Annotated in this window: 17 protein-coding genes, 1 pseudogene and 1 riboswitch; of the genes and pseudogenes, 5 read left to right on the top strand and 13 right to left on the bottom strand. The window is 68.8% G+C overall.

Annotated elements, in window-relative coordinates:
- Positions 1–9: 9 nt before the first annotated feature.
- Positions 10–795, top strand: coding sequence for a CPBP family intramembrane glutamic endopeptidase (locus tag ACIPYT_RS10095; protein ID WP_401073215.1), 786 nt, complete (start codon positions 10–12; stop codon positions 793–795).
- A gap of 21 nt (positions 796–816) precedes the next feature.
- Here ACIPYT_RS10095 and ACIPYT_RS10090 read toward each other — a convergent pair whose 3' ends face one another.
- From ACIPYT_RS10090 to ACIPYT_RS10030, 13 genes and pseudogenes are all read right to left on the bottom strand, one after another.
- Positions 817–1320 carry a PH domain-containing protein gene (locus ACIPYT_RS10090; RefSeq protein ID WP_401073213.1) on the bottom strand — a complete coding sequence of 168 codons (504 nt, stop codon included), beginning with the start codon at positions 1318–1320 and terminating at the stop codon, positions 817–819.
- Positions 1321–1379: 59 nt separating this feature from the next.
- On the bottom strand, positions 1380–3053 hold the full coding sequence (locus ACIPYT_RS10085; RefSeq protein ID WP_401073210.1) for a dipeptide ABC transporter ATP-binding protein: 1674 nt from the start codon (positions 3051–3053) through the stop codon (positions 1380–1382).
- A complete protein-coding gene (locus tag ACIPYT_RS10080; protein WP_401073208.1) occupies positions 3050–3994 on the bottom strand; it encodes an ABC transporter permease in 945 nt (314 codons plus the stop codon). Before ACIPYT_RS10080 ends, ACIPYT_RS10085 begins: the two co-directional genes overlap by 4 nt.
- Positions 3987–4913: an ABC transporter permease gene (locus tag ACIPYT_RS10075; RefSeq protein ID WP_401073205.1), complete on the bottom strand. Its 927-nt coding sequence runs from the start codon at positions 4911–4913 to the stop codon at positions 3987–3989. Before ACIPYT_RS10075 ends, ACIPYT_RS10080 begins: the two co-directional genes overlap by 8 nt.
- Before the next feature lie 100 nt (positions 4914–5013).
- On the bottom strand, positions 5014–6648 hold the full coding sequence (locus ACIPYT_RS10070; protein ID WP_401073203.1) for an ABC transporter substrate-binding protein: 1635 nt from the start codon (positions 6646–6648) through the stop codon (positions 5014–5016).
- A 207-nt stretch (positions 6649–6855) separates the two neighbouring features.
- The gene (gene gcvP, locus ACIPYT_RS10065; RefSeq protein WP_401074802.1) at positions 6856–9678 is read right to left on the bottom strand and encodes an aminomethyl-transferring glycine dehydrogenase; all 2823 of its coding nucleotides are present in this window, start codon (positions 9676–9678) and stop codon (positions 6856–6858) included.
- Positions 9679–9739: 61 nt separating this feature from the next.
- Complete coding sequence (gene gcvH, locus ACIPYT_RS10060) at positions 9740–10117, bottom strand: glycine cleavage system protein GcvH (protein ID WP_401073200.1); 378 nt, start codon at positions 10115–10117, stop codon at positions 9740–9742.
- On the bottom strand, positions 10114–11220 hold the full coding sequence (gene gcvT, locus ACIPYT_RS10055) for a glycine cleavage system aminomethyltransferase GcvT (protein WP_401073197.1): 1107 nt from the start codon (positions 11218–11220) through the stop codon (positions 10114–10116). Before gcvT ends, gcvH begins: the two co-directional genes overlap by 4 nt.
- Before the next feature lie 142 nt (positions 11221–11362).
- A riboswitch (glycine riboswitch) is annotated at positions 11363–11457 on the bottom strand.
- 59 nt (positions 11458–11516) lie between these two features.
- Complete coding sequence (locus ACIPYT_RS10050) at positions 11517–12353, bottom strand: ABC transporter ATP-binding protein (protein WP_401073189.1); 837 nt, start codon at positions 12351–12353, stop codon at positions 11517–11519.
- Positions 12350–13194: pseudogene (locus ACIPYT_RS10045) on the bottom strand (ABC transporter ATP-binding protein). Before ACIPYT_RS10045 ends, ACIPYT_RS10050 begins: the two are co-directional and overlap by 4 nt.
- 14 nt (positions 13195–13208) lie before the next feature.
- Positions 13209–14192 (bottom strand): ABC transporter permease, encoded by a 984-nt coding sequence (locus ACIPYT_RS10040; protein WP_401073186.1) that lies wholly within the window; start codon positions 14190–14192, stop codon positions 13209–13211.
- Complete coding sequence (locus ACIPYT_RS10035) at positions 14185–15180, bottom strand: ABC transporter permease (protein WP_401073183.1); 996 nt, start codon at positions 15178–15180, stop codon at positions 14185–14187. Before ACIPYT_RS10035 ends, ACIPYT_RS10040 begins: the two co-directional genes overlap by 8 nt.
- 42 nt (positions 15181–15222) lie before the next feature.
- Complete coding sequence (locus ACIPYT_RS10030; RefSeq protein WP_401073180.1) at positions 15223–16914, bottom strand: ABC transporter substrate-binding protein; 1692 nt, start codon at positions 16912–16914, stop codon at positions 15223–15225.
- 250 nt (positions 16915–17164) lie between these two features.
- On the opposite strand from ACIPYT_RS10030, the gene ACIPYT_RS10025 reads away from it, so the two are divergent.
- The 4 genes from ACIPYT_RS10025 to nadC are packed head-to-tail and all read left to right on the top strand — an operon-like array spanning position 17165 to position 21571.
- Positions 17165–17881 carry an NUDIX hydrolase gene (locus ACIPYT_RS10025; RefSeq protein WP_401073178.1) on the top strand — a complete coding sequence of 239 codons (717 nt, stop codon included), beginning with the start codon at positions 17165–17167 and terminating at the stop codon, positions 17879–17881.
- The gene (gene nadA, locus ACIPYT_RS10020; RefSeq protein WP_401073175.1) at positions 17878–19215 is read left to right on the top strand and encodes a quinolinate synthase NadA; all 1338 of its coding nucleotides are present in this window, start codon (positions 17878–17880) and stop codon (positions 19213–19215) included. The genes ACIPYT_RS10025 and nadA overlap by 4 nt, the downstream gene beginning before the upstream one ends.
- Positions 19212–20720, top strand: coding sequence for an L-aspartate oxidase (gene nadB / locus ACIPYT_RS10015; protein WP_401073172.1), 1509 nt, complete (start codon positions 19212–19214; stop codon positions 20718–20720). The genes nadA and nadB overlap by 4 nt, the downstream gene beginning before the upstream one ends.
- Complete coding sequence (gene nadC, locus ACIPYT_RS10010) at positions 20720–21571, top strand: carboxylating nicotinate-nucleotide diphosphorylase (RefSeq protein WP_401073169.1); 852 nt, start codon at positions 20720–20722, stop codon at positions 21569–21571. The genes nadB and nadC overlap by 1 nt, the downstream gene beginning before the upstream one ends.
- The last annotated feature ends 2 nt before the right edge of the window (positions 21572–21573 follow it).

The raw sequence follows: 21573 nt of genomic DNA, 5'->3' as shown, positions 1-21573 counted from the left end.
ATCGGGATCGTGACGGCCGCAGATCTCTCCCCCGCTCCTTCGCGCTCCCGACTCTGGTGGGAGATCGCTATCGTGCTGGCCCTCGGCCTCGGGCAGTCCGCGGTGTACGCGATCGTGCAGCTCGCCTACCGCTTGACCGACACCACGCCTCTCGCCGACCAGACCGCGACCCTCAACCCGTCGCGCAGCGACCGCGAGGTCTTCGACCTGATCTACCAGATCCTGTCGATCGGGTTCTCGATCGTGCCGGTGCTGCTCGTGTGCTTCCTGCTCTGGCAGTCGCGGCGCCCGCACCTCGAGCAGCTGGGTCTCGACGGGCGGAGGGTCGGGTCGGATGCCGGGCGCGGCGTGCTGCTGGTGCTGGCGATCGGCATCCCCGGTCTCGGGCTCTATATCGCCGGCCGCGCGCTCGGCTGGTTCGTCGCCGTGAACCCCGCCGGGCTCGATGCGCACTGGTGGACCGTCCCGGTCCTGCTGCTCGCCGCCGCCCGCGCCTCCATCCAGGAGGAGTTCGTCGTGCTGGGCTATCTGTTCGCGCGGCTCCGCCAGCTCGGCTGGGGTCCGTGGCCGATCATCGTCGCGACGTCGGTACTGCGCGCGAGCTACCACCTGTATCAGGGGCCTGGCGCGTTCGTGGGCAACCTCGCGATGGGACTGCTGTTCGGCTGGCTGTTCCAGCGGTCGGGACGCCTCATGCCGTTCCTCGTCGCGCACTTCATGATCGACGCGACCGTGTTCGTCGGCTACCCGTGGGCCGCCGCGACGTGGCCGGAACTGTTCGGACTGCCCGGCTGAAGCCGCGGCGTCCGGCTGCAGTCAGCTCCCGGCGATCATCACCGCGGCGACGGCCCAGACGAGGATCACGCCGAGGGCGATGAGTGCACGCCCGTCCCAGCCACGGGTGATCGGAGCATCCGCGTCCGATCCGGCGGCCTGCCAGCGGTCGCGGATGTCGGTGAGAGAGGCGAGCCCCGAGGGAGCCTTCGCCTCGTCGTCGCCGGTCGGGCGACGCACCGGCCTCGCCCGCGCCGGCCCGCCGTAGCAGGTGACGTCACGACCGTCGTCGAGTGAGAACACGAGCTGCCAGCGCAGGTCGATGTCGCGCACGCGGTTCCAGCCGAACGACGTGCGGCGGAGCATGTTCTGCACCGTCGCTCCGCGCTCGTCGACGCGCACGACCGACACGAACGCGATCTCGTACACGACCCACAGGCCGAGCAGCACCCACGGCGCGAGGAGCAGCATCTGCCCCCATCCGGCACGCACCACGGCGTCGCCGAGCAGGAACAGCGCGAGAAGGGAGCACAACACCAAAGACACGGGCCCGGAGGCCGCGCGGAAGGTCCGCGCGGCCCCGGGCCGGGAGTCCTGCGTCACGGTCAGTGACCGCCCAGGGTGATCGACGCACCCGGGATCGCCTGCAGGAGGCGCTCCGTGTACTCCTGCTGCGGGTTGGCGAAGATCTCGTCGACGGTGCCCTGCTCGACGATCCTGCCCTTCTCCATCACGCACACCAGGTCGCTCGACACGCGCACGACCGCGAGGTCATGCGTGATGAAGAGGTAGGTGAGACCAAGCTCGGACTGCAGTTCGGCGAGCAGTTGCAGAACCTGATCCTGCACCAGCACGTCGAGCGCGGAGACCGCCTCGTCGAGCACGATGATGTCGGGCTTGAGCGCCAACGCGCGCGCGATGGCGACACGCTGACGCTGACCGCCGGACAACTCGTTCGGGTACCGGGTGGCGAGAGCGCGCGGCAGCGAGACCTGGTCGAGCAGCTCCTCGACCCGCTCGCGACGCGAGGTGCGGTCGCCGACCCCGTGGATCTGCAGCGGCTCGGCGATCGTGTTGCCGATGTTGCGCAGCGGGTCGAGCGATCCGTACGGGTCCTGGAAGACCGGCTGCATGCGGCGACGCAGACCGAACGCCTGGGCGTTCGACAGGTTCGACACATCCTGGCCGTCGATCTCGATCGTGCCCGACGTCGGGTCCTCGAGCTTGAGGACCATCTTGGCGACGGTCGACTTGCCCGAACCCGACTCGCCCACGAGCGCCAGGGTCTTGCCCTTGGGGATCTCGAAGGAGACATCGTCCACGGCGCGGAAGTCCTCGCTGCGGAAGCCGCCCTGGCGGATCTTGTAGTCCTTCGTGAGCCCAGCGACACGGACCGCCGGCGGGATGTCGGCGAGGTCTTCGAGCGTCTCGATCCCGCGGTCCTCCACGACGGCCTGGATGCGCTGCGACGCCACGCTGGGCGCCGCGGCGACGAGCCGCTTGGTGTACGGGTGCTGCGGATCCTCGAGGATCTGCCGGCTGGGGCCCGCCTCGACGATGTTGCCGCCGTTCATGACGATGATCTTGTCCGCGCGCTCGGCCGCGAGGCCGAGATCGTGCGTGATCAGCAGCACCGAGGTGCCCTTGTCACGCGTGAGCGACGCCATGTGGTCGAGGATGACCCGCTGCACCGTCACGTCGAGAGCCGAGGTCGGCTCGTCGGCGATCAGCAGCTTCGGATCGGCCGCGAGGCCGATGCCGATCAGCGCACGCTGGCGCATGCCGCCCGAGAACTGGTGCGGGAACTGGTGCAGACGACGCTCCGCGTCGGCGAGGCCCGCCTGCTGCAGCACCTCGACCGTGCGGGCCTTGACGGCGCCCCGGCCCTGCGCGACGCCGTTCGCGCGGATCGCCTCCTTGACCTGGAAGCCGATGCTCCATACCGGGTTGAGATTCGACATCGGGTCCTGCGGGACGAAGCCGATGTCCCGGCCGCGCACCGCCTCGATGTCGCGACGACCGAGCGTCGTCAGCTCACGCCCCTCGAGGGTGATGGATCCACCCGTGACCTGTCCGGTGCCCGGGAGGAGGTTGACGATCGCCGTGGCGGTCGTCGACTTGCCGGAACCCGACTCGCCGACGATCGCGACCGTCTCACCCGGGAAGATGTCGAAGCTCACTCCGTGGAGGACTTCGCGCGGCCCCTCCTGCGTGCGGAACGCGACCGTGAGGTCGCGCACGCTCAGCAGCGGCACCTGTGCGGCAGTGCGATCGCTCATCGGCGGGCCCTCGCCTTCGGGTCAAGGGCGTCTCGGATGAGCTCGCCCAGGGTCACGAACGCGAGGACGGCAAGCGTCAGCGCGATCGACGGATAGATGAGTGCCATCGGCGCGACGCGCAACGACGCCTGCGCGTCGCTGATGTCGTTGCCCCACGACATGACATTGCTGCCGAGGCCGACGCCCAGGAACGACAGGGTCGCCTCTGCGACGATCGCGGCTGCGAGGCCCAGAGTCGACACCACCAGGAGGGGTGCGATCGCGTTGGGGATGACGTGGTTCAGCAGGATGCGGAACTTCGACTGCCCGAGGGCCGTCGAGGCCATCACGAAGTCGGCCTGACGCACGCGCAGGACCTCTGCGCGCACGACTCTGGCTGTCGAGGCCCATGCGAACGCGCCGATCGCGAACGCGAGCGTCCAGACCGAGCGGGACTCGCGGAACACGGTCATGACGACCACGGCGGCGAGGATGTACGGGATCGCGAAGAAGATGTCGCCGACGCGGGAGAGCACCGAGTCGAGCCATCCGCCGTAGAACCCGGCGAGAGCGCCCATGATGAGGCCGAGGATCGACGAGATCGCCGTGGCGATCAGACCGACCGCGAGCGACGTCTGAGAGCCCCAGACGATGCGCGCGTAGATGTCGCAGCCCTGGAACGTGAAGCCGAGCGGATGCCCGTCAGCCGGACCGCCGTTGCTGTTCACCAGCTGGCAGTCGTTGTTCGGCGGGGTCGCGGTGAACAGGGTCGGCCACAGCGCCATCACGAGGAAGAAGAGCGCGAGGACGACCGAGAACCAGAACAGCGGACGACGGCGCAGGTCTGCCCACGCGTCACGCCAGAGGTTGCTCGGCTTGTCGGCGACGCGGACGGCGTCGACGGCGATCGACTCCGTCTCGACGGGGGCGACGTAGTGCTTCTGAGTTGTGGGATCAGGCATAGCGAATCCTCGGGTCGAGCAGACCGTAGAGCAGGTCGATGACAAGGTTCACCAGGACGTAGAGGATCACGAAGACCGTCACGAACGACACGACGGTCGGGCCCTCACCTCGCTGGATCGCCTGGAAGAGCGTGTTACCGACACCCGGAACGTTGAAGATGCCCTCTGTCACGGTCGCGCCGACGAGCAGCACGCCGAAGTTGGTGGCGGAGTTGGTGATGACGGGGATCAGCGAGTTGCGCAGCACGTGCACGGGCAGCACGCGGGTGCGCGAGAGGCCCTTGCTGTAAGCGGTTCGCACCCAGTCCTGGTTGAGCGTGTCGATGACCGAGCTGCGCATGAGCCGCATGCTGACGGCGTACAGGCTGAAGCCCAGCACGATCGCCGGGAGCCAGAGGCCGCCCCAGTCGTTGTCGGCGCCGACCGTCGGCTTGAACCAGCCGAGTTGGATCGCGAGGAAGTACTGCGCGAGGAACGCCACGACGAAGATCGGGATCGCGATCGCGACGAGCGCGACGACGAGCGACACGTTGTCGAAGATCTTGCCCTTGCGCAGCGCCGAGACCGTGCCGATGATGATCGCCAGTGTGAACTCGATCGCGATCGCCATGACGGCGAGTCGACCTGTGACGGGCAGCGTCGCGGCGAGCACCGCGGAGACCGGGCGACCCGAATAGGTCGTGCCGAGGTCGCCCTGGAAGACGCCGGTGATGTAGTACCAGTACTGCACGAGGAACGGCTGATCCAGGTGGTACTGAGCGCGCAGCTGCTCGATGACGGCCGGGTTCGGCGTCTTGTCTCCGAAGAGCGCGAGGATCGGGTCGCCGGGCATGGCGAACACGAGGAAGTAGATGAGCAGGGTGGCCCCGAAGAAGACCGGGATCACCTGCAGAAGACGTCTCAGAATGTAACCGAGCATCCGCTGTCCCTTCTGGAGGGGAAAGAAAGCGAGGCGAACACAAGCCTGTGAGGCGGTGACGAAGAATCGTCACCGCCTCACAGGTGAAGTGCCGTCAGACTTACTCGCCGGCCTTCGTGATCTCGTAGTACAGCGGAACCGAGTTCCAGCCGAACGTCACGTTCTGGACGTTCTCGCTGAAGCCACCGGTCACGTTCGAGTACCACAGCGGGATCGCGGGCAGGTCCTGGAACAGGACCTCCTGCGCCTTGGTGAAGTCCTCGATCTGCGCGTCGGCGTCAGGGTTGCTGATGCCGGCGGCGATCAGGTCGTCGAACTCGGGGTTGGTGTAGTCACCGTCGTTCGAGCCGGCACCGGTCGCGTAGAGCGGTCCGAGGAAGTTGTACAGACCCGGGTAGTCGGCCTGCCAGCCCGAACGCGCCGCCGTGGTGATGGTGCGGTCGTTGATCTTCGTGCGAAGGTCCTGGAAGGTCGGGTACGGGTCACCCGATGCCTCGATGCCGAGCGTGTTCTTGATGCTGTTGCTCACCGCGTCGACCCAGGCGTCGTGTCCGCCGTCGGAGTTGTACGCGATCTTGAACTCGCCCTCCCACGGGGAGATGGCGTCGGCCTCGGCCCACAGCTCCTTGGCCTTCTCGGGGTCGTATGCGAGGACCTCGTTGCCGGGAACCGAGTCGGACCAGCCGTCGATGACCGGCGACGTGAAGTCGACAGCCGGGGTACGGGTGCCCGAGAAGATCGTCTCGGTGATCTCCTCGCGGTTGATCGCCATCGAGAGCGCCTGACGACGCAGCTTGCCCTCCTCGCCGCTGAAGTGCGGGAGGAACTGGCCGATCGTGAACGACTGGAACACAGCGGAGGGCTGGTTCACGGCGCGGTCGCCGAGCTCGTCCTGGAAGACCGGGAGGGAGTTCGTCGGGATCGCGTCGATGACGTCGACCTCGTTGCCCTGCAGGTCGGCGTACGCCGCTTCCTGCGTGGCGTAGAACTTGATCGTGACGCCGCCGTTCTGGGCCTTGCGTCCGCCCTCGTAGTCGTCGTTGCGGACGAGGTCGATCTGCACGTCGTGCTGCCACGCGTCAGCGCCGTCGATCATGTACGGGCCGTTTCCGACCGGGTTCTGACCGAAGGCGTCCATGTCCTCGAACGCGACGTCGGGGAGCGGGTAGAACGCCGAGTAGCCGAGACGCAGAGCGAAGTCGGAGGCCGGCTTGTTCAGCGCGATCGTGAACGTGTAGTCGTCGACCTGCTGCAGACCCGTGAGCTCGGAGTCGGTGTCGTAGCTGAAGCCCTCGATGTCCTCGAAGAAGTAGCTCGAGAGGTGAGCGTTCGACGCCTTGGCGCCCTCGTTCCACGCCTTGATGAAGTTGTCGGCAGTGACCTCTTCACCATCGGTGAACGTCTGGCCCTCCTTGAGCTTCACCGTGAGGTGCTGGGGGTCGTCGGTCGTGATCTCCTCGGCCATGTCGTTGACCGGCTTGCCGTCGGCGTCGTAGTAGATCAGACCGGCGAAGATCTCGTCGAGGATCTTTCCGCCACCCACCTCGTTGGTGTTGGTGGGGATCAGCGGGTTCTCGGGCTCGGAGCCATTCGTGGTGATGATGGCATCCGGGTCGGCGTTCCCGCCGGCGCTGCCGCCGTCGTTGTTGCCGCCGCCGCTCGCGCAGCCCGCGAGCGCCAGGGCGCCGATCGCGAACAGCGCGGTGCCCGCAAGGGCGATCTTGTTGCGCTTCACTTGTGTCCTCCTGTGGACGGGTATTCATCAGACTGCGCGCACATCATCGAACGCGTAGGGATGGATTGAGCGTAACCCGGGGTTCGGGCCTCGGCGCACTCGGCTAATGAACCGTTACTGAGTGGTGATCAACCGTAATATCGCTGAAACACGCGACGCCGTGCCCCTCGACGAGGGTGCACGGCGTCGCGAACGCATCGATCCCGCTCAGGCGAAGGCCTCCACGGGCGGGCAGGCGCAGACGAGGTTGCGGTCGCCGTAGGCCTGGTCGATGCGGCGCACCGGCGGCCAGTACTTGCCCGCGACGAGCGCGTGCACCGGATATGCGGCCTCCTCGCGCGTGTACGCGTGGGTCCACTCCCCCGCGATCAGCGAGACCGCGGTGTGCGGGGCGTGCACGAGCGGGTTGTCACCGGCGGGCCAGCGGCCTGCTGCGACGGCATCCGCCTCGGCCTTGATCATGATCATCGCCTCGATGAAGCGCTCGATCTCGCCGAGGTCCTCCGACTCGGTCGGCTCGACCATGAGCGTGCCCGCGACCGGGAACGACATGGTCGGGGCATGGAAGCCGTAGTCGATAAGGCGCTTCGCGACGTCGTCGACCGTGATGCCCGTCGCCTCCTTGAGCGGACGGAGGTCGAGGATGCACTCGTGCGCGACGCGTCCGTTCTCACCCGCGTAGAGCACCGGGTAGTGCTCGCCCAGGCGCGCGGCGATGTAGTTCGCCGAGAGCACGGCCGCCGCGGTCGCGCGACGGAGGCCGTCGGCGCCCATCATGCGCACGTACGCCCACGAGATCGGCAGGATGCCCGCGGAGCCGTAGGGCGCTGCGGAGATCGGACCGCCGTCGAACACGAAGCCGCCCGCGTGCTCGGCGCGCTGCGCGAGCGGGTGCGAGGGCAGGAACGGCGCGAGGTGCGCCTTGGCCGCGACCGGGCCGACACCGGGTCCGCCGCCGCCGTGCGGGATCGCGAACGTCTTGTGCAGGTTGAGGTGCGAGACGTCGCCGCCGAGGTCGCCGAACCGCGCGTAGCCGAGCAGTGCGTTGAGGTTGGCGCCGTCGACGTAGACCTGACCGCCGGCCTCGTGCACGGCCGTGGTGATCTCGACGACGTCCTGCTCGTACACGCCGTGCGTCGACGGATACGTGATCATGAGCGCCGAGAGCGCGTCGGCGTGCGTCGCGATCTTGGCGCGCAGGTCGGCGAGGTCGACGTTGCCGAGCTCATCGCACGCCACGACGACGACCTTCATGCCGGCCAGCACGGCGGAGGCCGCGTTCGTGCCGTGCGCGGACGACGGGATCAGGCAGATCGTGCGCTGATCGTCGCCGTTCGCGAGGTGGTAGCCGCGGATCGCCAGGAGACCGGCGAGCTCGCCCTGCGATCCCGCGTTCGGCTGCAGCGACACCGCGTCGTAGCCGGTGACCTCGGCGAGCCACGCCTCGAGCTGGTCGATCAGCTCCAGGTAGCCCTCCACGTCGGATGCCGGCGCGAAGGGGTGGATGCCGGCGAACTCGGGCCAGGTGATCGCCGCCATCTCGGTCGCGGCGTTGAGCTTCATGGTGCACGAGCCCAGCGGGATCATGCCTCGGTCGAGCGCATAGTCGCGGTCGGCGAGGCTCTTGAGGTAACGCATCATGGCGGTCTCGCTGCGGTGCGCGTGGAAGACCGGGTGCGTGAGGTACTCGTCCCGACGCAGCAGCGCCCCGGGCAGCGCATTCGCACCGTCACCGAAACCGAACACCCGTTCGGCGGAGCCGCCGAAGAGCTGCGCGACCTCGTGGACGTCGGCGATCGTGGTGGTCTCGTCGACCGAGACGCCGACTGTGTCGGCATCCGAGGCGCGGAGCAGGAGGCCGCGCTCGTGCGCCGCGGCCACGACCTCGGCCGCACGCCCGGGGACCCGCACCTGCACCGTGTCGAAGAAGGACTCGTGCACGACCTCCGCGCCGGCCTCGACGAGCCAGTCGCGCAGGAGAGTCGCGCGCAGCGCCGTCTGCTCCGCGATCGCCTTAAGCCCGTCCGGGCCGTGGTAGACCGCGTACATCGCCGCCATGACGGCCAGCAGCACCTGGGCGGTGCAGATGTTCGACGTGGCCTTCTCGCGACGGATGTGCTGCTCGCGCGTCTGCAGCGACAGTCGGTAGGCAGGGCGCCCGTCCGCGTCGACCGAGACGCCGACCAGTCGGCCGGGCAGCTGGCGCTCGAGCCCTGCGCGCACGGCCATATAGCCCGCGTGCGGGCCGCCGAAGCCCATCGGCACGCCGAACCGCTGCGTCGTGCCCACCGCCACGTCCGCACCGAGGCTGCCCGGCGAGGAGATCAACGTGAGCGCGAGCAGGTCGGCCGCGACGACCGCGAGTCCACCGGCGAGATGCACGGCGTCGATCACTGCGCTCGGATCCCACACGCGCCCGGAGGCGCCGGGGTACTGCACGAACACGCCGAACAGCTCGGCGGGCAGCTGCTCCCCGCCCGCGAGGTCGACCGTCACGAGGTCGATCCCGACGGCCTCCGCGCGAGCCGCGAGCAGTGCCTTCGTCTGCGGGAAGGCGTCGGCATCGACCGCGAACACGGTCGACGCCGTCTTCGAGGCGCGGCGAGCGAGCAGCATCCCCTCGACCACGGCCGTGGACTCGTCGAGCATCGACGCGTTCGCGGTCGAGAGTCCGGTGAGCTCCGACACCATGGTCTGGAAGTTGATGAGCGCCTCCAGGCGCCCCTGCGAGATCTCCGGCTGGTAGGGCGTGTACGCCGTGTACCAGGACGGGTTCTCGAGCACGTTGCGCTGGATCACGCTGGGCGTGATCGTGCCGTAGTACCCGAGGCCGATCATCGGCCGGTTCACCGTGTTGCGCGCGGCGAGAGACCGCAGGTCGGCGAGCGCCTCGGTCTCACTCGCTGCGGCCGGGATGACGCTCTCGGCGCGCTCGGGCGTGTAGATCGAGGCGGGCACGGCCTCGCGCATGAGCGCGTCGACCGGGCTCTCGTCCACGGACGCGGTGCCCAGTCCCAGCGCGTCGAGCATCTGGCGCTGAGCGGGTGCGGTGGTTCCGATGTGACGATCGGCGAAAGAGACCACTGGTCGATCAGCCCTCCGTGTGCGCGACGTAGGCGTCGCGGTCGAGCAGTCCGTCGAGAGCGCCGTCGGCGACCTCGACCTTGATGAGCCAGGCGTCCTCGAACGGCGAGGAGTTCAGAAGCGCGGGGTCGTCGACGACGGCCTGATTGATCTCGGTGATCGTGCCGGTGACGGGCGCGTACAGCTCGGAGACCGACTTCGTCGACTCCGCCTCGCCGAACACGTCACCGCGCGAGAAGGCGCTGCCGACGGCCGGCAGCTCGACGAACACGATGTCGCCGAGCGCGTCAGCGGCGAAGTCGGTGATGCCGACGGTCGCCACGGCGCCGTCGAGCGCGACCCACTCGTGCTCTTCGCTGTACTTGAGAGTGGTCAGATCGGTCATTTCGTCCTCCGGTAGAAAGGCAGAGCGGTCACGGTCGCGGGGATCTTCGTGCCCCGCACGTCAAGGAATACTGCGGTTCCCTCCTCAGCGGAAGAAGGAGTCAGGTAGGCCATCGCGATCGGGTGGCCGAGAGTCGGGCTCAGCGCACCGCTCGTGATCTCGCCGAGCACCGTGTCGTCGTCGGCGACGACCGTGTAGCCCGCGCGTCCGGCGCGACGGCCTTCTGCGACCAGGCCCACCAGCACGGGGGCGCCGGGAGCGGGGTCGAGCGCGTCCTTGCCGACGAAGCTCTCCTTCGCCGTCACGACGACGCGACCGAGGCCTGCCTGAGCCGGCGCCGTGTTCAGCCCCAGCTCGTGCCCGTACAGGGGCATCCCGGCCTCGAGGCGAAGAGTGTCGCGCGCGGCGAGGCCCGCCGGCACCAGGCCGTGGCCCTGACCCGCCGCGAGCACGGCATCCCAGAGCGCCGTGGCGTGCTCGGCAGGCACGAGCAGCTCGAAGCCGTCCTCGCCCGTGTAGCCCGTGCGTGCGAGCAGGAGCGGCGCGCCGGCGAACGTCGCCGACGCCCACGCGTAGTACTTCTGCTCAGACCAGGGGATGCTGACGTCCGCGATCCCGGGGGTCGCGGCGAGGATGGCCTCGGCGTTCGGGCCCTGCACGGCGATCAGAGCGTAGTCGTCGGAGACGTCGACGGCATCCACCGCGAATCCGTCGACGCGGGCGGACAGCGCCTCGCGCACCGCATCCCGGTTGCCCGCGTTGGAGATGACCAGGTAGTCGTCGTCGGCGAGCCGATAGACGATCACGTCGTCGACGATGCCGCCCGCCGCCGCGAGCAGCAGCGAGTACTTGGCCTTGCCGACGGCGAGGGCCGACAGGCGTCCGGCCAGGGCGTAGTCGAGATACGCACCCGCATCCGCGCCGCGCACCGTGAACTCGGCCATGTGCGAGATGTCGAAGATGCCCGCCGCCTGACGCACGGCGTGGTGCTCGGCGAGGTCGGACGTGTAGCGGACCGGCATCTGCCAGCCGCCGAAGTCGGTGAAGGACGCGCCGAGCGCCTCATGGCGGTCTCGCAGCGGCGTGTAGCGGGGTTCGGACATGGAGTTCTCCCGGGCGTGGGCGGGCGGAACGGCGATGACGCCGTTCCTCGGAACTCCCCCTCTGTCATGGGCCTGAGAGCTTCACCCCTCGAGAAGGGCTTTCACCGTCGGCGGAGACTCTCGTCTCGCTTTCCAGAGTGGCCGGAACCGCGCGGTACGCGTACCTGAGAGATTGGCGGGGAGGCTTGCTCCTTCGGTGCCCGGCTGCGTTCGCCGGGGCTCTCCCGCGTGGTCCATTCGGCCGATGTTCGATTGTGCTCTCAGTGTAGCGGCAGCGGGCGCCGTTCCCCCGCCCGTCAGAGCCCCGCGAGCTCCGCCCGCACCTCGTCGCGCAGCCGCCCCAGGTTCTCGGGCTCGGGCGCCGCACCCAGCAGCGTCTTCGTGTACTCGTGCTGCGGGTTCAGGATCACGTCGTCGGCCGGCCCGCGCTCGACCACGTCGCCCTTGTACAGCACCATGATCTCGTCGGAGAAGTGCCGGGCGGTGGCGAGGTCGTGCGTGATGTACAGCACGCCGAGGTCGTCCTCCCGCTGCAGATCGGCCAGCAGGTTCAGCACCCCGAGACGGATCGACACGTCGAGCATCGAGACCGGCTCGTCCGCCACGATGAACCGCGCGCCGGGCGCGAGCGCACGGGCGATCGCGACGCGCTGGCGCTGTCCGCCGGAGAGCTCGTGCGGGCGACGCTCGGCGAAGTTCTCGGCCGGGGTGAGGCGCACGCGCTCGAGGAGCTCCAACGCGCGCTCGCGCACCTGCGCGGTCGACAGCTTCGGGTGGTGCAGCCGGATCGGCCGCTCGAGGTGGTGGAAGATCGTGTGGAAGGGGTTCAGCGAGGCGAACGGATCCTGGAACACCATCTGCACCTGCGACCGGTACGCCTCCACGGCACGCCCGCCCATGCCGCTCTCCTGCCCGTCGAGCAGGATCTGCCCACCGGTCGGGGTCTCGAGCTTCATCAGCATCCGCGCGATCGTCGACTTGCCCGATCCGGACTCGCCCACGAGCGCGATCGTCTTGCCCGCCTCGATCGTGAAGGAGACGTCCTTCACGGCGTGCAGCGTCGAGGTCTTGAATCCCGAACGCAGGTGGAAGTCCTTGACGAGGTTCCTCGCCTCAAGGGTGGGGGCGCTCATCGGATCTCCTCCTGGCTCACGCGACTGCCGGTGCGCACGAAGTCGCCGCGCTCGCCCGTGAGACTCGGGAAGCTCGACAGCAGACGCTGTGTGTACTCGTGCTGCGGGGTGCGGTAGATCTCCTCCGCCGTGCCCTGCTCGACGATCTCGCCCTGCAGCATCACGGCGATCCGGTCGCTGATCTCGATGAGCATCGGCAGGTCGTGCGTGATGAAGATCACTGCGAAGCCGAGACGCTCGCGCAACCGCATGATCTCGCGGATGATGCCCCGCTGCACGACCACGTCGAGCGCGGTGGTGGGCTCGTCCATGACCATGACCTGCGGATCGAGCGCGAGGGCCATCGCGATCATCATGCGCTGACGCATGCCGCCCGACAGCTCGTGCGGGAAGCTCGTGAGCCGGGAGGGATCGACGCCCACGAGCGTCAGCAGCTCCTCGGCCCGCGCCTGCTTGTCCTTCTTCGACATGCCGGGTCGGTGGGTGTCGAAGATGTCGAAGATCTGCGCCCTGACGTCGATCACCGGGTTCAGGGAGTTCATGGCCCCTGGAACACCATCGAGATCTTGTCCCAGCGGAAGGCACGGAGCCCGTCGCCGTCGAGCGCGACGACGTCGATGTCGGTGCCGCTGCGGTCGTGGAACACGATCTCGCCCTGGGTCATCAGCGCCGGCGCCTTGAGCAGCCGGTTCATGCCGTACGCGAGGGTGGTCTTGCCGCAGCCCGACTCCCCTGCGAGCCCGAGGATCTCACCGCGGTTCAGCGTGAGCGACACGTTGCGCACGGCCTTGACCGGCGGGTCGACCTCGTACTCGATCGACACGTTGCGAGCCGTCAGCACGGCTTCCGGAGCGCTCACGCGGCGACCCCCTTCGTCTTGGCGGCCTTGCGTACGCGACGCGCGGCATCCGGCGCGTTGCGCAGCTTCGGGTTGATGACCTCGTCGATCGCGAAGTTGATGAGGGCGAGGCCGGCGCCGAGGACAGCGATCATGACCCCCGGTGGCACGAACCACCACCACGCTCCCCGACCGAGAGCCTGGCCGGACTGGGCATCGTTGAGGATGCTGCCCCACGTGATCGAGGAGTTCGGGCCGAGGCCCAGGTACGAGAGACCGGCTTCGCCGAGGATCGCGAAGATGATCGCGAACAGGAACTGCGCGGTCAGCAGCGGCAGCAGGTTCGGCATGATCTCGACGAGGATGACGCGGAACGAGCGCTCACCCGCGACCTTCGAGGCGTAGACGTAGTCGCGCGTGCGGAGCGACCGCGTCTGCAGTCGCAGGACGTACGCGGCTCCGGCCCAGGACGTGATGCCGAGCACGAAGGCGACGAGCTGCCAGCTGCGCTGCGGGACGAACGAGGCGATCACCATGACGAGCGGCAGACCCGGGATCACGATCATCACGTTCGTGAGCAGCGCGAGCGCATCCTCACGCCATCCGCCGAGGTACCCGGCGAGGACGCCGAACACGAGCGACAGCACGATCGCGATGCCACCCGCGACGAGGCCGACCAGCAGTGAGCCCTGCGCGCCGATCGCGAGCTGGGCCAGCATGTCGTTGCCGAGCTTCGTGGTGCCGAGCCAGTGCTCGGCCGACGGCGGCTGCAGGGCCGCGTTGTCGGTGCTGCGCGGGTTCTGCGTGAACATCGGTGCGATGATCGCGAACAGCACGATCGAGAGCACGAGGATCAGTCCGACGACGAACTTCGGCGACCGGGTGGGCATGAGCCCTCGGCCCTTCTTCGGCTTCCGCGTCGCGATCGCGACGGTCGTCGCCGGCTCGTCGGTCGGATGCTCCTTGACGATCTGCATCGGGGTGAGCTTGGTGTCAGACATTCTGGCGCGCCCTCGGGTCGATGAATCCGTAGATCAGGTCCATGAAGAAGTTGGCGGCGAGCACCGTGATGGTGATGACGAGGAACAGACCCTGCATGAGCGCGTAGTCGTTGTTCGTCACCGCCTGGAACATGAGCTTGCCGATGCCGGGGTAGGTGAACACCTGCTCCATGACGATGGAGCCGGCGACGACGAAGCCGAGCGTGATGGAGAACCCGGCGATCGACGGGATGGCCGCGTTGCGAGCGGCATACGTCGTCATGATGCGGCGAGGACGCAGGCCCTTGGCCTCGGCCGTGAGCACGTAGTCCTCCGACATCGTCTGGACCATCATGTTGCGCATGCCGAACAGCCATCCGCCGACCGAGCTCACGACGATCGTGAGGGCGGGGAGGATCGCATGCGACACCGCGTTCGAGAAGAACGCCCACGTCGGCTCGGGGCCGTCGGGGAAGTCGAAGACGTCGTAGCCGCCGAAGATCGGGAACCACCCGAGACCGACCGCGAACACCGCGACGAGGATCAGGGCCATCCAGAAGTACGGGATCGACTGCAGCACGGTGGTGGCCGGGATGATGTGGTCGACCCAGGTGCCGCGCTTCCACCCGGCCCAGGCGCCGAGCACGACACCCAGGATGAAGGAGATCACGGTGGCGGTGCCGACGAGGATCAGCGTCCACGGCAGCGCCTGGCCGATGAGCTCGGTCACGGGTGTCGGGAACTTGGTGACGGAGATGCCCAGGTCGCCCTGGAACATCCGCCCCCAGTAGGAGAGGTACTGCTCCCAGAGGGAGGAGTCGTCTCCGCCGAGCAGCAGCTTGATGTTGCGGATGGTGGTCTCGGAGACCTCTCCGCCCGCGCGCTGCATCTTGGCGATCATGATGTCGGCGGGATTGCCCGGCATCATGCGGGGAAGCAGGAAGTTGATCGAGATAGCGGCCCACAGCGTGAACGCGTAGAACCCTATCCTTCGTGCATAGAACTTCATGACGGTCTTCTTCGACTTCCTGCTTCCCCGATCACGGTGCGCTTACTCTGCCGGCTGGAGGTGCGTCAGGATGTAGCCTGCCGCGATCGCTCCCCAGGACGGCGGGAACGCGTACATGTCGTCCTCCGTCGGCCAGCCGGTGTAGTCCTTCGTGTTGTAGAAGGTCTGCGTGGCGTTGATCACCAGCGGGATGTAGGGCAGGTCGCGGACGATCTCGGTCTGGATCGTGCCGTACAGCTCCTTCTTGGTGGCCTCGTCGTTCGTGCTGATCGCGGCCTGCACGGCCTCGTCGACGACCGGGTTGTCGTACCGGCTGAAGTTCCAGCGACCGGTCGGGACCTCTGCTCCCACCGGACCGGTGGAGCCGACGGTCGTGCCGCCGAACCAGTCGCGGTAGATCTGGAACGGGTCGGCGACCGAGGTGCCGATCATGCCGCCGACGATGAGCTGGAAGTCACCGCTCTGACGCGAGTCGGAGAACTCCTGCCACTGCACGGTCGAGGCATTGATCTTGATGCCTGCGGCCTCGGCCTGCTCGGCGATCAGCTTGGCGGCGTCGTTGTAGTCGGTCCAGCCGTCGACCGAGGTGAGGGTCATCTCGACCTTCTGGCCGTCCTTCTCGTAGATGCCGTCCGAGCCCTTGGTGTAGCCGGCGGCCTCCAGGATGGAGCCCGCCTCATCGGCGTTCGCCTCCTGCGGGCTGACCTCGTTGGCGGGGTCGGCGACCCACTTCTCGTCGCGTGGGAGCAGCGCGTAGGTCGGCGAGATGTCGCCCGTGAGGCCGACGAACGCCTTGTCCTTGATCGTGCCGCGGTCGATCGCTGCGTTGAGCGCCTGGCGCACGGCGACCTCGGTCTGCGGTCCGGTGCAGCCGAGGTCGGCGTTGGAGCAGGTGTACAGGACCGTCGGGTCCTGAGGGGTGTTGACCCAGGAGATCGCGCCGTTGGCGGTGACGTCGTCGGGGTTCGGGATGAACATGCCGGTCCAGTCGAGCTTGCCGGCGGCGAGGAGGTCCTGCGCGGTCTGGTTGTTGTCGACCGCGATGTACTGCACCTTCTTGACGCCGAGCTCGTCCGCGTCGCGGAAGTTCTCGTTCGCGACCAGGGTGTACGACTCGCTCGTGGTCTTGTCGACCACGTACGCGCCGGATCCCACCGGGTCCTCGTTGGCGAAGTTCGCGTAGTCGTCGACGTCGGCCCAGATGTGCTCGGGGAGGATGTACGTCGAGCCGAGCCGCTGGAACTCGGTCGTGTACTGCGCGGTCGAGTACGTGAGGACGACGGTCGTGTCGTCGGTCGCCTCGGCCGAGACGAGGCCGTTGCCCTCGGGGTTGTTGGCCTCGTAGTTGAACGAGAACGCGACGTCGGCGGCCGTGAGCGGCTCGCCGTCGCTCCACTTGAGATCGGGCTTGATGGTGACCGTGATCACCGTGCCGTCCTCGTTGTACTCGTAGGTGTCGCCGATCAGGCCTTCGGGCTCGGTGTCGGCGGTCTTGTTGAAGAAGAACAGCGGCTCGTAGATCGGGCCGAGGGCACCGTGCAGGACGGTGGGCGCGAACGGGTTGTAGTTCGCGGTGATGGGCGTCTGACTGCCGGCCCAGACGCGAAGGGCACGGTCGCCGTCGGCTCCGCCTCCCTCGCTGCCGCCGGCGCCACAGGCCGTGAGGCCCAGGGCGAGGACTGAGGCCCCCGCCACAGCGGTGAGCGCGATCTTGCGCTTTCCGTTACGGATCATTCTGTAATTCCTCTCGGTGCTGCACTGCAGGAGGGATTCTCCGGGATGGAGACGGATCCCCGGGCGGGGTTCTCGGGCAAGCCCCCGGTTAGGGGTTTGTTAGGACAGTAACCTAACAAACCCGATTCCAGGGGACAAGGGTTCCCGCCGCCCGTACATAACGTTTCGGACTCGACGCGGCATCGACGTCACATGCTCGCACTAAGGGTCGGGGTGACACTAAGATCGGTCGAAGGAGGTTAAGGTTTTCATGACTCAAAGTCGCGACATCGATGTGGCCGTGTCGACGGTCATCCTCACTCTGCGTCGCACCGCGAGCGGCGATCAGGTGCTGTCGCTGCCGCTGGTGCGACGCACCCGCGAGCCGTTCGAAGGCCAATGGGCGCTTCCCGGCGGCTGGCTCACCACCGCCGAGTCGCCCGTCGACGCCGCCGCGCGCACGCTCGCCGAGACCACCGGCCTCACCCCGAGCTACCTCGAGCAGCTGTATGCGTTCGGAGCCGTCGACCGCTCCCCCACGCGCGTGGTCTCGATCGTCTACTGGGCGCTGCTGCGGCAGGACGACGTGGATGCGCAGAGCGCCGCGCACCGGGCATCCGGTCGCGCCCCCGAGAACGTGGCGTGGTTCGACATCGCCGACCTCCCCACCCTCGCCTTCGATCACGACAAGATCGTCGACTACGCGCTGTGGCGCCTGCGCAGCAAGGTCGGCTACAGCCGGGTCGCGCACGGCTTCCTCCCCGCCGAGTTCACGCTCGCGGAGCTCCGCGAGGCCTACCAGGCGATCCTCGGGCGCGCGCTCGACCCCGCCAACTTCCGGCGGCAGGTCGAGTCGACCGGCACCCTGCTGCCCACCGAGCGCTTCCGCACCGGAAGCCACCGCCCCGCCCGCCTGTACCGCTACGACACCGATCTGGAGCTGGCCGACCACGGCCCGCTCGGCCCCGAGGAAACGAGCATCCGATGAGCATCACCTTCGTCCCGACCCCGTCCGTGCCGCCCCTCGACGCATCGGTCGACCACGCGATCCGGGCGATCGTGACCGGGGCCTCGACCGAGGAGACGTGCACGACCGATCTCGCGGTGGGCCCGTGGGACTTCGACACCCGTCCCGGATACGGTCCCGGCTCGTCGATGGGCGACGTCATCCCCACCGGCGCGCCCCGCCAGGGCGAACTCCCCGCCGAGTACCGCGACGCCGACGAGGACGAACTCCACGACCGCATCCGCACGGCCAAGGCGACGCTGGGAGATCGCGTCGTGGTGCTGGGCCACTTCTACCAGCGCGAGGAGGTCGTGCGGCACGCCGACTACGTGGGCGACTCGTTCCAGCTGGCGACAGCCGCGAAGGGCCGCACGGACGCCGAGGCGATCGTGTTCTGCGGCGTGCACTTCATGGCGGAGACGGCCGATCTGCTCTCGCAGCCCGACCAGGCCGTGATCCTGCCGAACCTCGCCGCCGGCTGCTCGATGGCCGACATGGCCGACATCGATCAGGTCGAGGACTGCTGGGAGCAGCTGGCCGAGGTGTTCGGCGACCTCGACGCCCAGGACGACGAAGGCCGGGTGCCCGTCATCCCCGTGACGTATATGAACTCGTCCGCGGCGATCAAGGGATTCGTCGGACGTCACGGCGGCATCGTCTGCACCTCGTCGAACGCCGAGACCGTGCTCGAGTGGGCGTTCGAGCGCGGACGTCGCGTGCTGTTCTTCCCCGATCAGCACCTGGGACGCAACACCGCGAAGGCGATGGGTGTCCCCCTCGACCAGATGCCGATGTGGAATCCGCGTAAGCCTTTCGGCGGATCGAGCGTCGACGAGCTCGAGGGCTCCCGCGTGATCCTCTGGCACGGCTTCTGCTCGGTGCACCGCCGGTTCACGGTCGCGCAGATCGACAAGGCGCGGGCCGAACACGCGGGCGTGCGCGTGATCGTGCACCCCGAGTGCCCCATGGACGTCGTCGACGCCGCCGACGAGGCCGGATCGACCGACTACATCCGACGGGCCATCGCCGCGGCCACCGAGCCGTCGACGTTCGCCGTGGGCACCGAGATCAACCTCGTGCGCCGACTGGCCGCCCAGTTCCCCCAGCACGAGATCTTCTGCCTCGACCCCGTCGTGTGCCCCTGCTCGACCATGTACCGCATCCACCCCGGATACCTGGCCTGGGTGCTCGAGGAGCTCGTCGCCGGGCGCACGCCCAACCGCATCACCGTGGCCGGGGACGTCGCGGACCCTGCGCGCGTCGCCCTGGAGCGGATGCTGGCGGCGAAGCCGCCCGTGGCGGCGAGCGCGCGATGACCGTGATCGTGGTCGGCTCGGGCATCGCCGGGCTCACCGCCGCCCTGCACGCCCACGAGCGCGGCCACGACGTCGTGCTCGTCACGAAGGGGCGTCTCGGCGAGGGCTGCACACCGCTCGCGCAGGGCGGCGTCGCGGGCGTGTACGGCCCGGGCGACTCGATCGACCACCACGCCGCGGACACGCTCGACGCGGGAGCGGGACTGTCGGATCCGGCGGCCGTCGACGTGCTCGTGCGGGACGCCGGTGAGCGGATCGCCGAGTTGATCTCCCGCGGCGTCGCGTTCGACCGCGGCCCCGACGGACGCCTGCTGCTCGGCCGCGAGGCCGCGCACAGTCATGCCCGCATCGTGCACGCAGGCGGTGACGCCACGGGAGCCGAGATCGCCCGAGCACTCGTCGAGGCGGTGCGCTCCGCCGGCATCGAGGTCATGGAGCATGCGCTTCTCGTCGACCTGAGGGTGACAGCGAGCCCGCTCGCGCGGCGGGTGCACGGCATCCGCGTGCTCCGCGACGGACTGATCGGCGATCTCGACGCGGATGCCGTCGTCCTGGCCACGGGCGGCGCCGGTCAGCTCTACGCGCACACCACGAACCCGGCCGGCGCGACCGGCGACGGCATCGCCGCGGCCCTGCGCGCAGGCGCCGCGGTCGCCGACCTCGAGTTCGTGCAGTTCCATCCGACCGTGCTCGCCGTCGGCGCGCCTTTCCTCGTCTCGGAGGCCGTGCGCGGGGAGGGCGCGACCCTGATCGACGATCACGGCCGCCGCTTCGTCTTCGACACCCACCCCGACGGCGAACTCGCGCCCCGCGACGTGGTCGCGCGGGCGATCGCCCGTCGGGCATCGGCTCAGGGTTCACCGGTGCGGCTCGACGCCACCGCCCTCGGCGCCGGGAAGCTGGCACGCCGGTTCCCGACCATCGATCGCGTCACGCGCGAGCGCGGACTCGACTGGGCGCGCGAGCCGATCCCGGTGACACCGGCCGCGCACTACCTCATGGGAGGCGTGGTCACCGATCTCGACGGCCGCACGACGATCCCCGGTCTCTTCGCGGTGGGGGAGGTCGCGCGCACCGGGGTGCACGGTGCGAACCGGCTCGCTTCCAACTCGCTCCTGGAGGGAGCCGTGTTCGGGGCCAGGGCCGCGGCCGCGCTGGACCGGCCGTGGCGCGTCGTGGACGCGCCGATGCCTGCAGCTGCCCCCGACGCCGGCACCGAACGCGCGCGGTCGCCGTTCACGCGGCCAGCGCTGCAGCAGCTGATGTGGGACGAGGTCGGCCTCCTCCGCACCGACACCGGACTGCAGCGCGCCCGTGCGGCCGTGCGCGCGTGGATCGCGGAGGCCCGCGAGCCGCAGACCGTCGCCGAACACGAAGACGCCGCTCTGCTGCTCGTCGCCGAGGCGACGGCATCCGCCGCCCTCTCTCGCACCGACCCGATCGGCGCCCACTACCGCGAACCGGTCGACACGCCCGTCGCCGCCTCTCTCCTGGAGACCGTCTGATGCTCACCCCCACCCAGATCACCCGCGTCGTCGGCGCCGCGCTCGACGAGGACGCCCCCTGGGGCGATCTCACGAGCACCGCCCTGATCCCCGCCGATGCGACCGCCACGGCCGACCTCGTCGCGCGGGAGCGCGGCGTGTTCAGTGGCGGAGAGGTCTTCGCCGCGGCGTTCGCTCTCACCGACCCGACCATCGTCGTCGACCTGCACGTCGGAGACGGCGACGACTTCGCACCGGGCGACGTCATCGCATCCGTGTCGGGCAGCGCACGCGGCATCCTCACGGCCGAGCGCGTCGCCCTGAACTTCACCCAGCGCATGAGCGGCATCGCGACCGTCACCGCCGCCTACGTGCGTGCCGTCGAGGGAACCTCGGCGCGCATCGCCGACACCCGCAAGACCACCCCGGGTCTGCGGGCGGTCGAGCGCCACGCCGTGCGCTCGGGCGGCGGGCACAACCACCGGCACTCGCTGTCCGACGCCGTGATGGCGAAGGACAACCACCTCGCCGTGCTGCAGCGCTCCGGGCAGGATCTCGCGACGGCGCTGCGCGCGGCGTTCCGCGACCTGCCGCACACCGCGCACGTCGTGGTCGAGGTCGACCGGCTCGATCAGATCGACGCGGTGCTCGACGGGGGCGCGCACACCGTGCTGCTCGACAACTTCTCCCTCGACGACCTGCGCGCGGGGGTCGCGCTGATCGACGGGCGTGCGCAGGTGGAGGCCTCCGGCGGCGTCGACCTCGACTCGGTCGCGGCGATCGCGGCGACCGGGGTCGACGTCATCTCGGTCGGCGCACTGACCCATTCGGCGCGGGCGCTCGACCTCGGGCTGGACGTGCGGATCGACTGACC

Source organism: Microbacterium sp. NPDC089695 (genome assembly GCF_044749085.1).
GTDB lineage: Bacteria > Actinomycetota > Actinomycetes > Actinomycetales > Microbacteriaceae > Microbacterium.
Note: the sequence above shows the minus strand (reverse complement) of the source record. Positions and strands in the feature narration are given on the sequence as shown.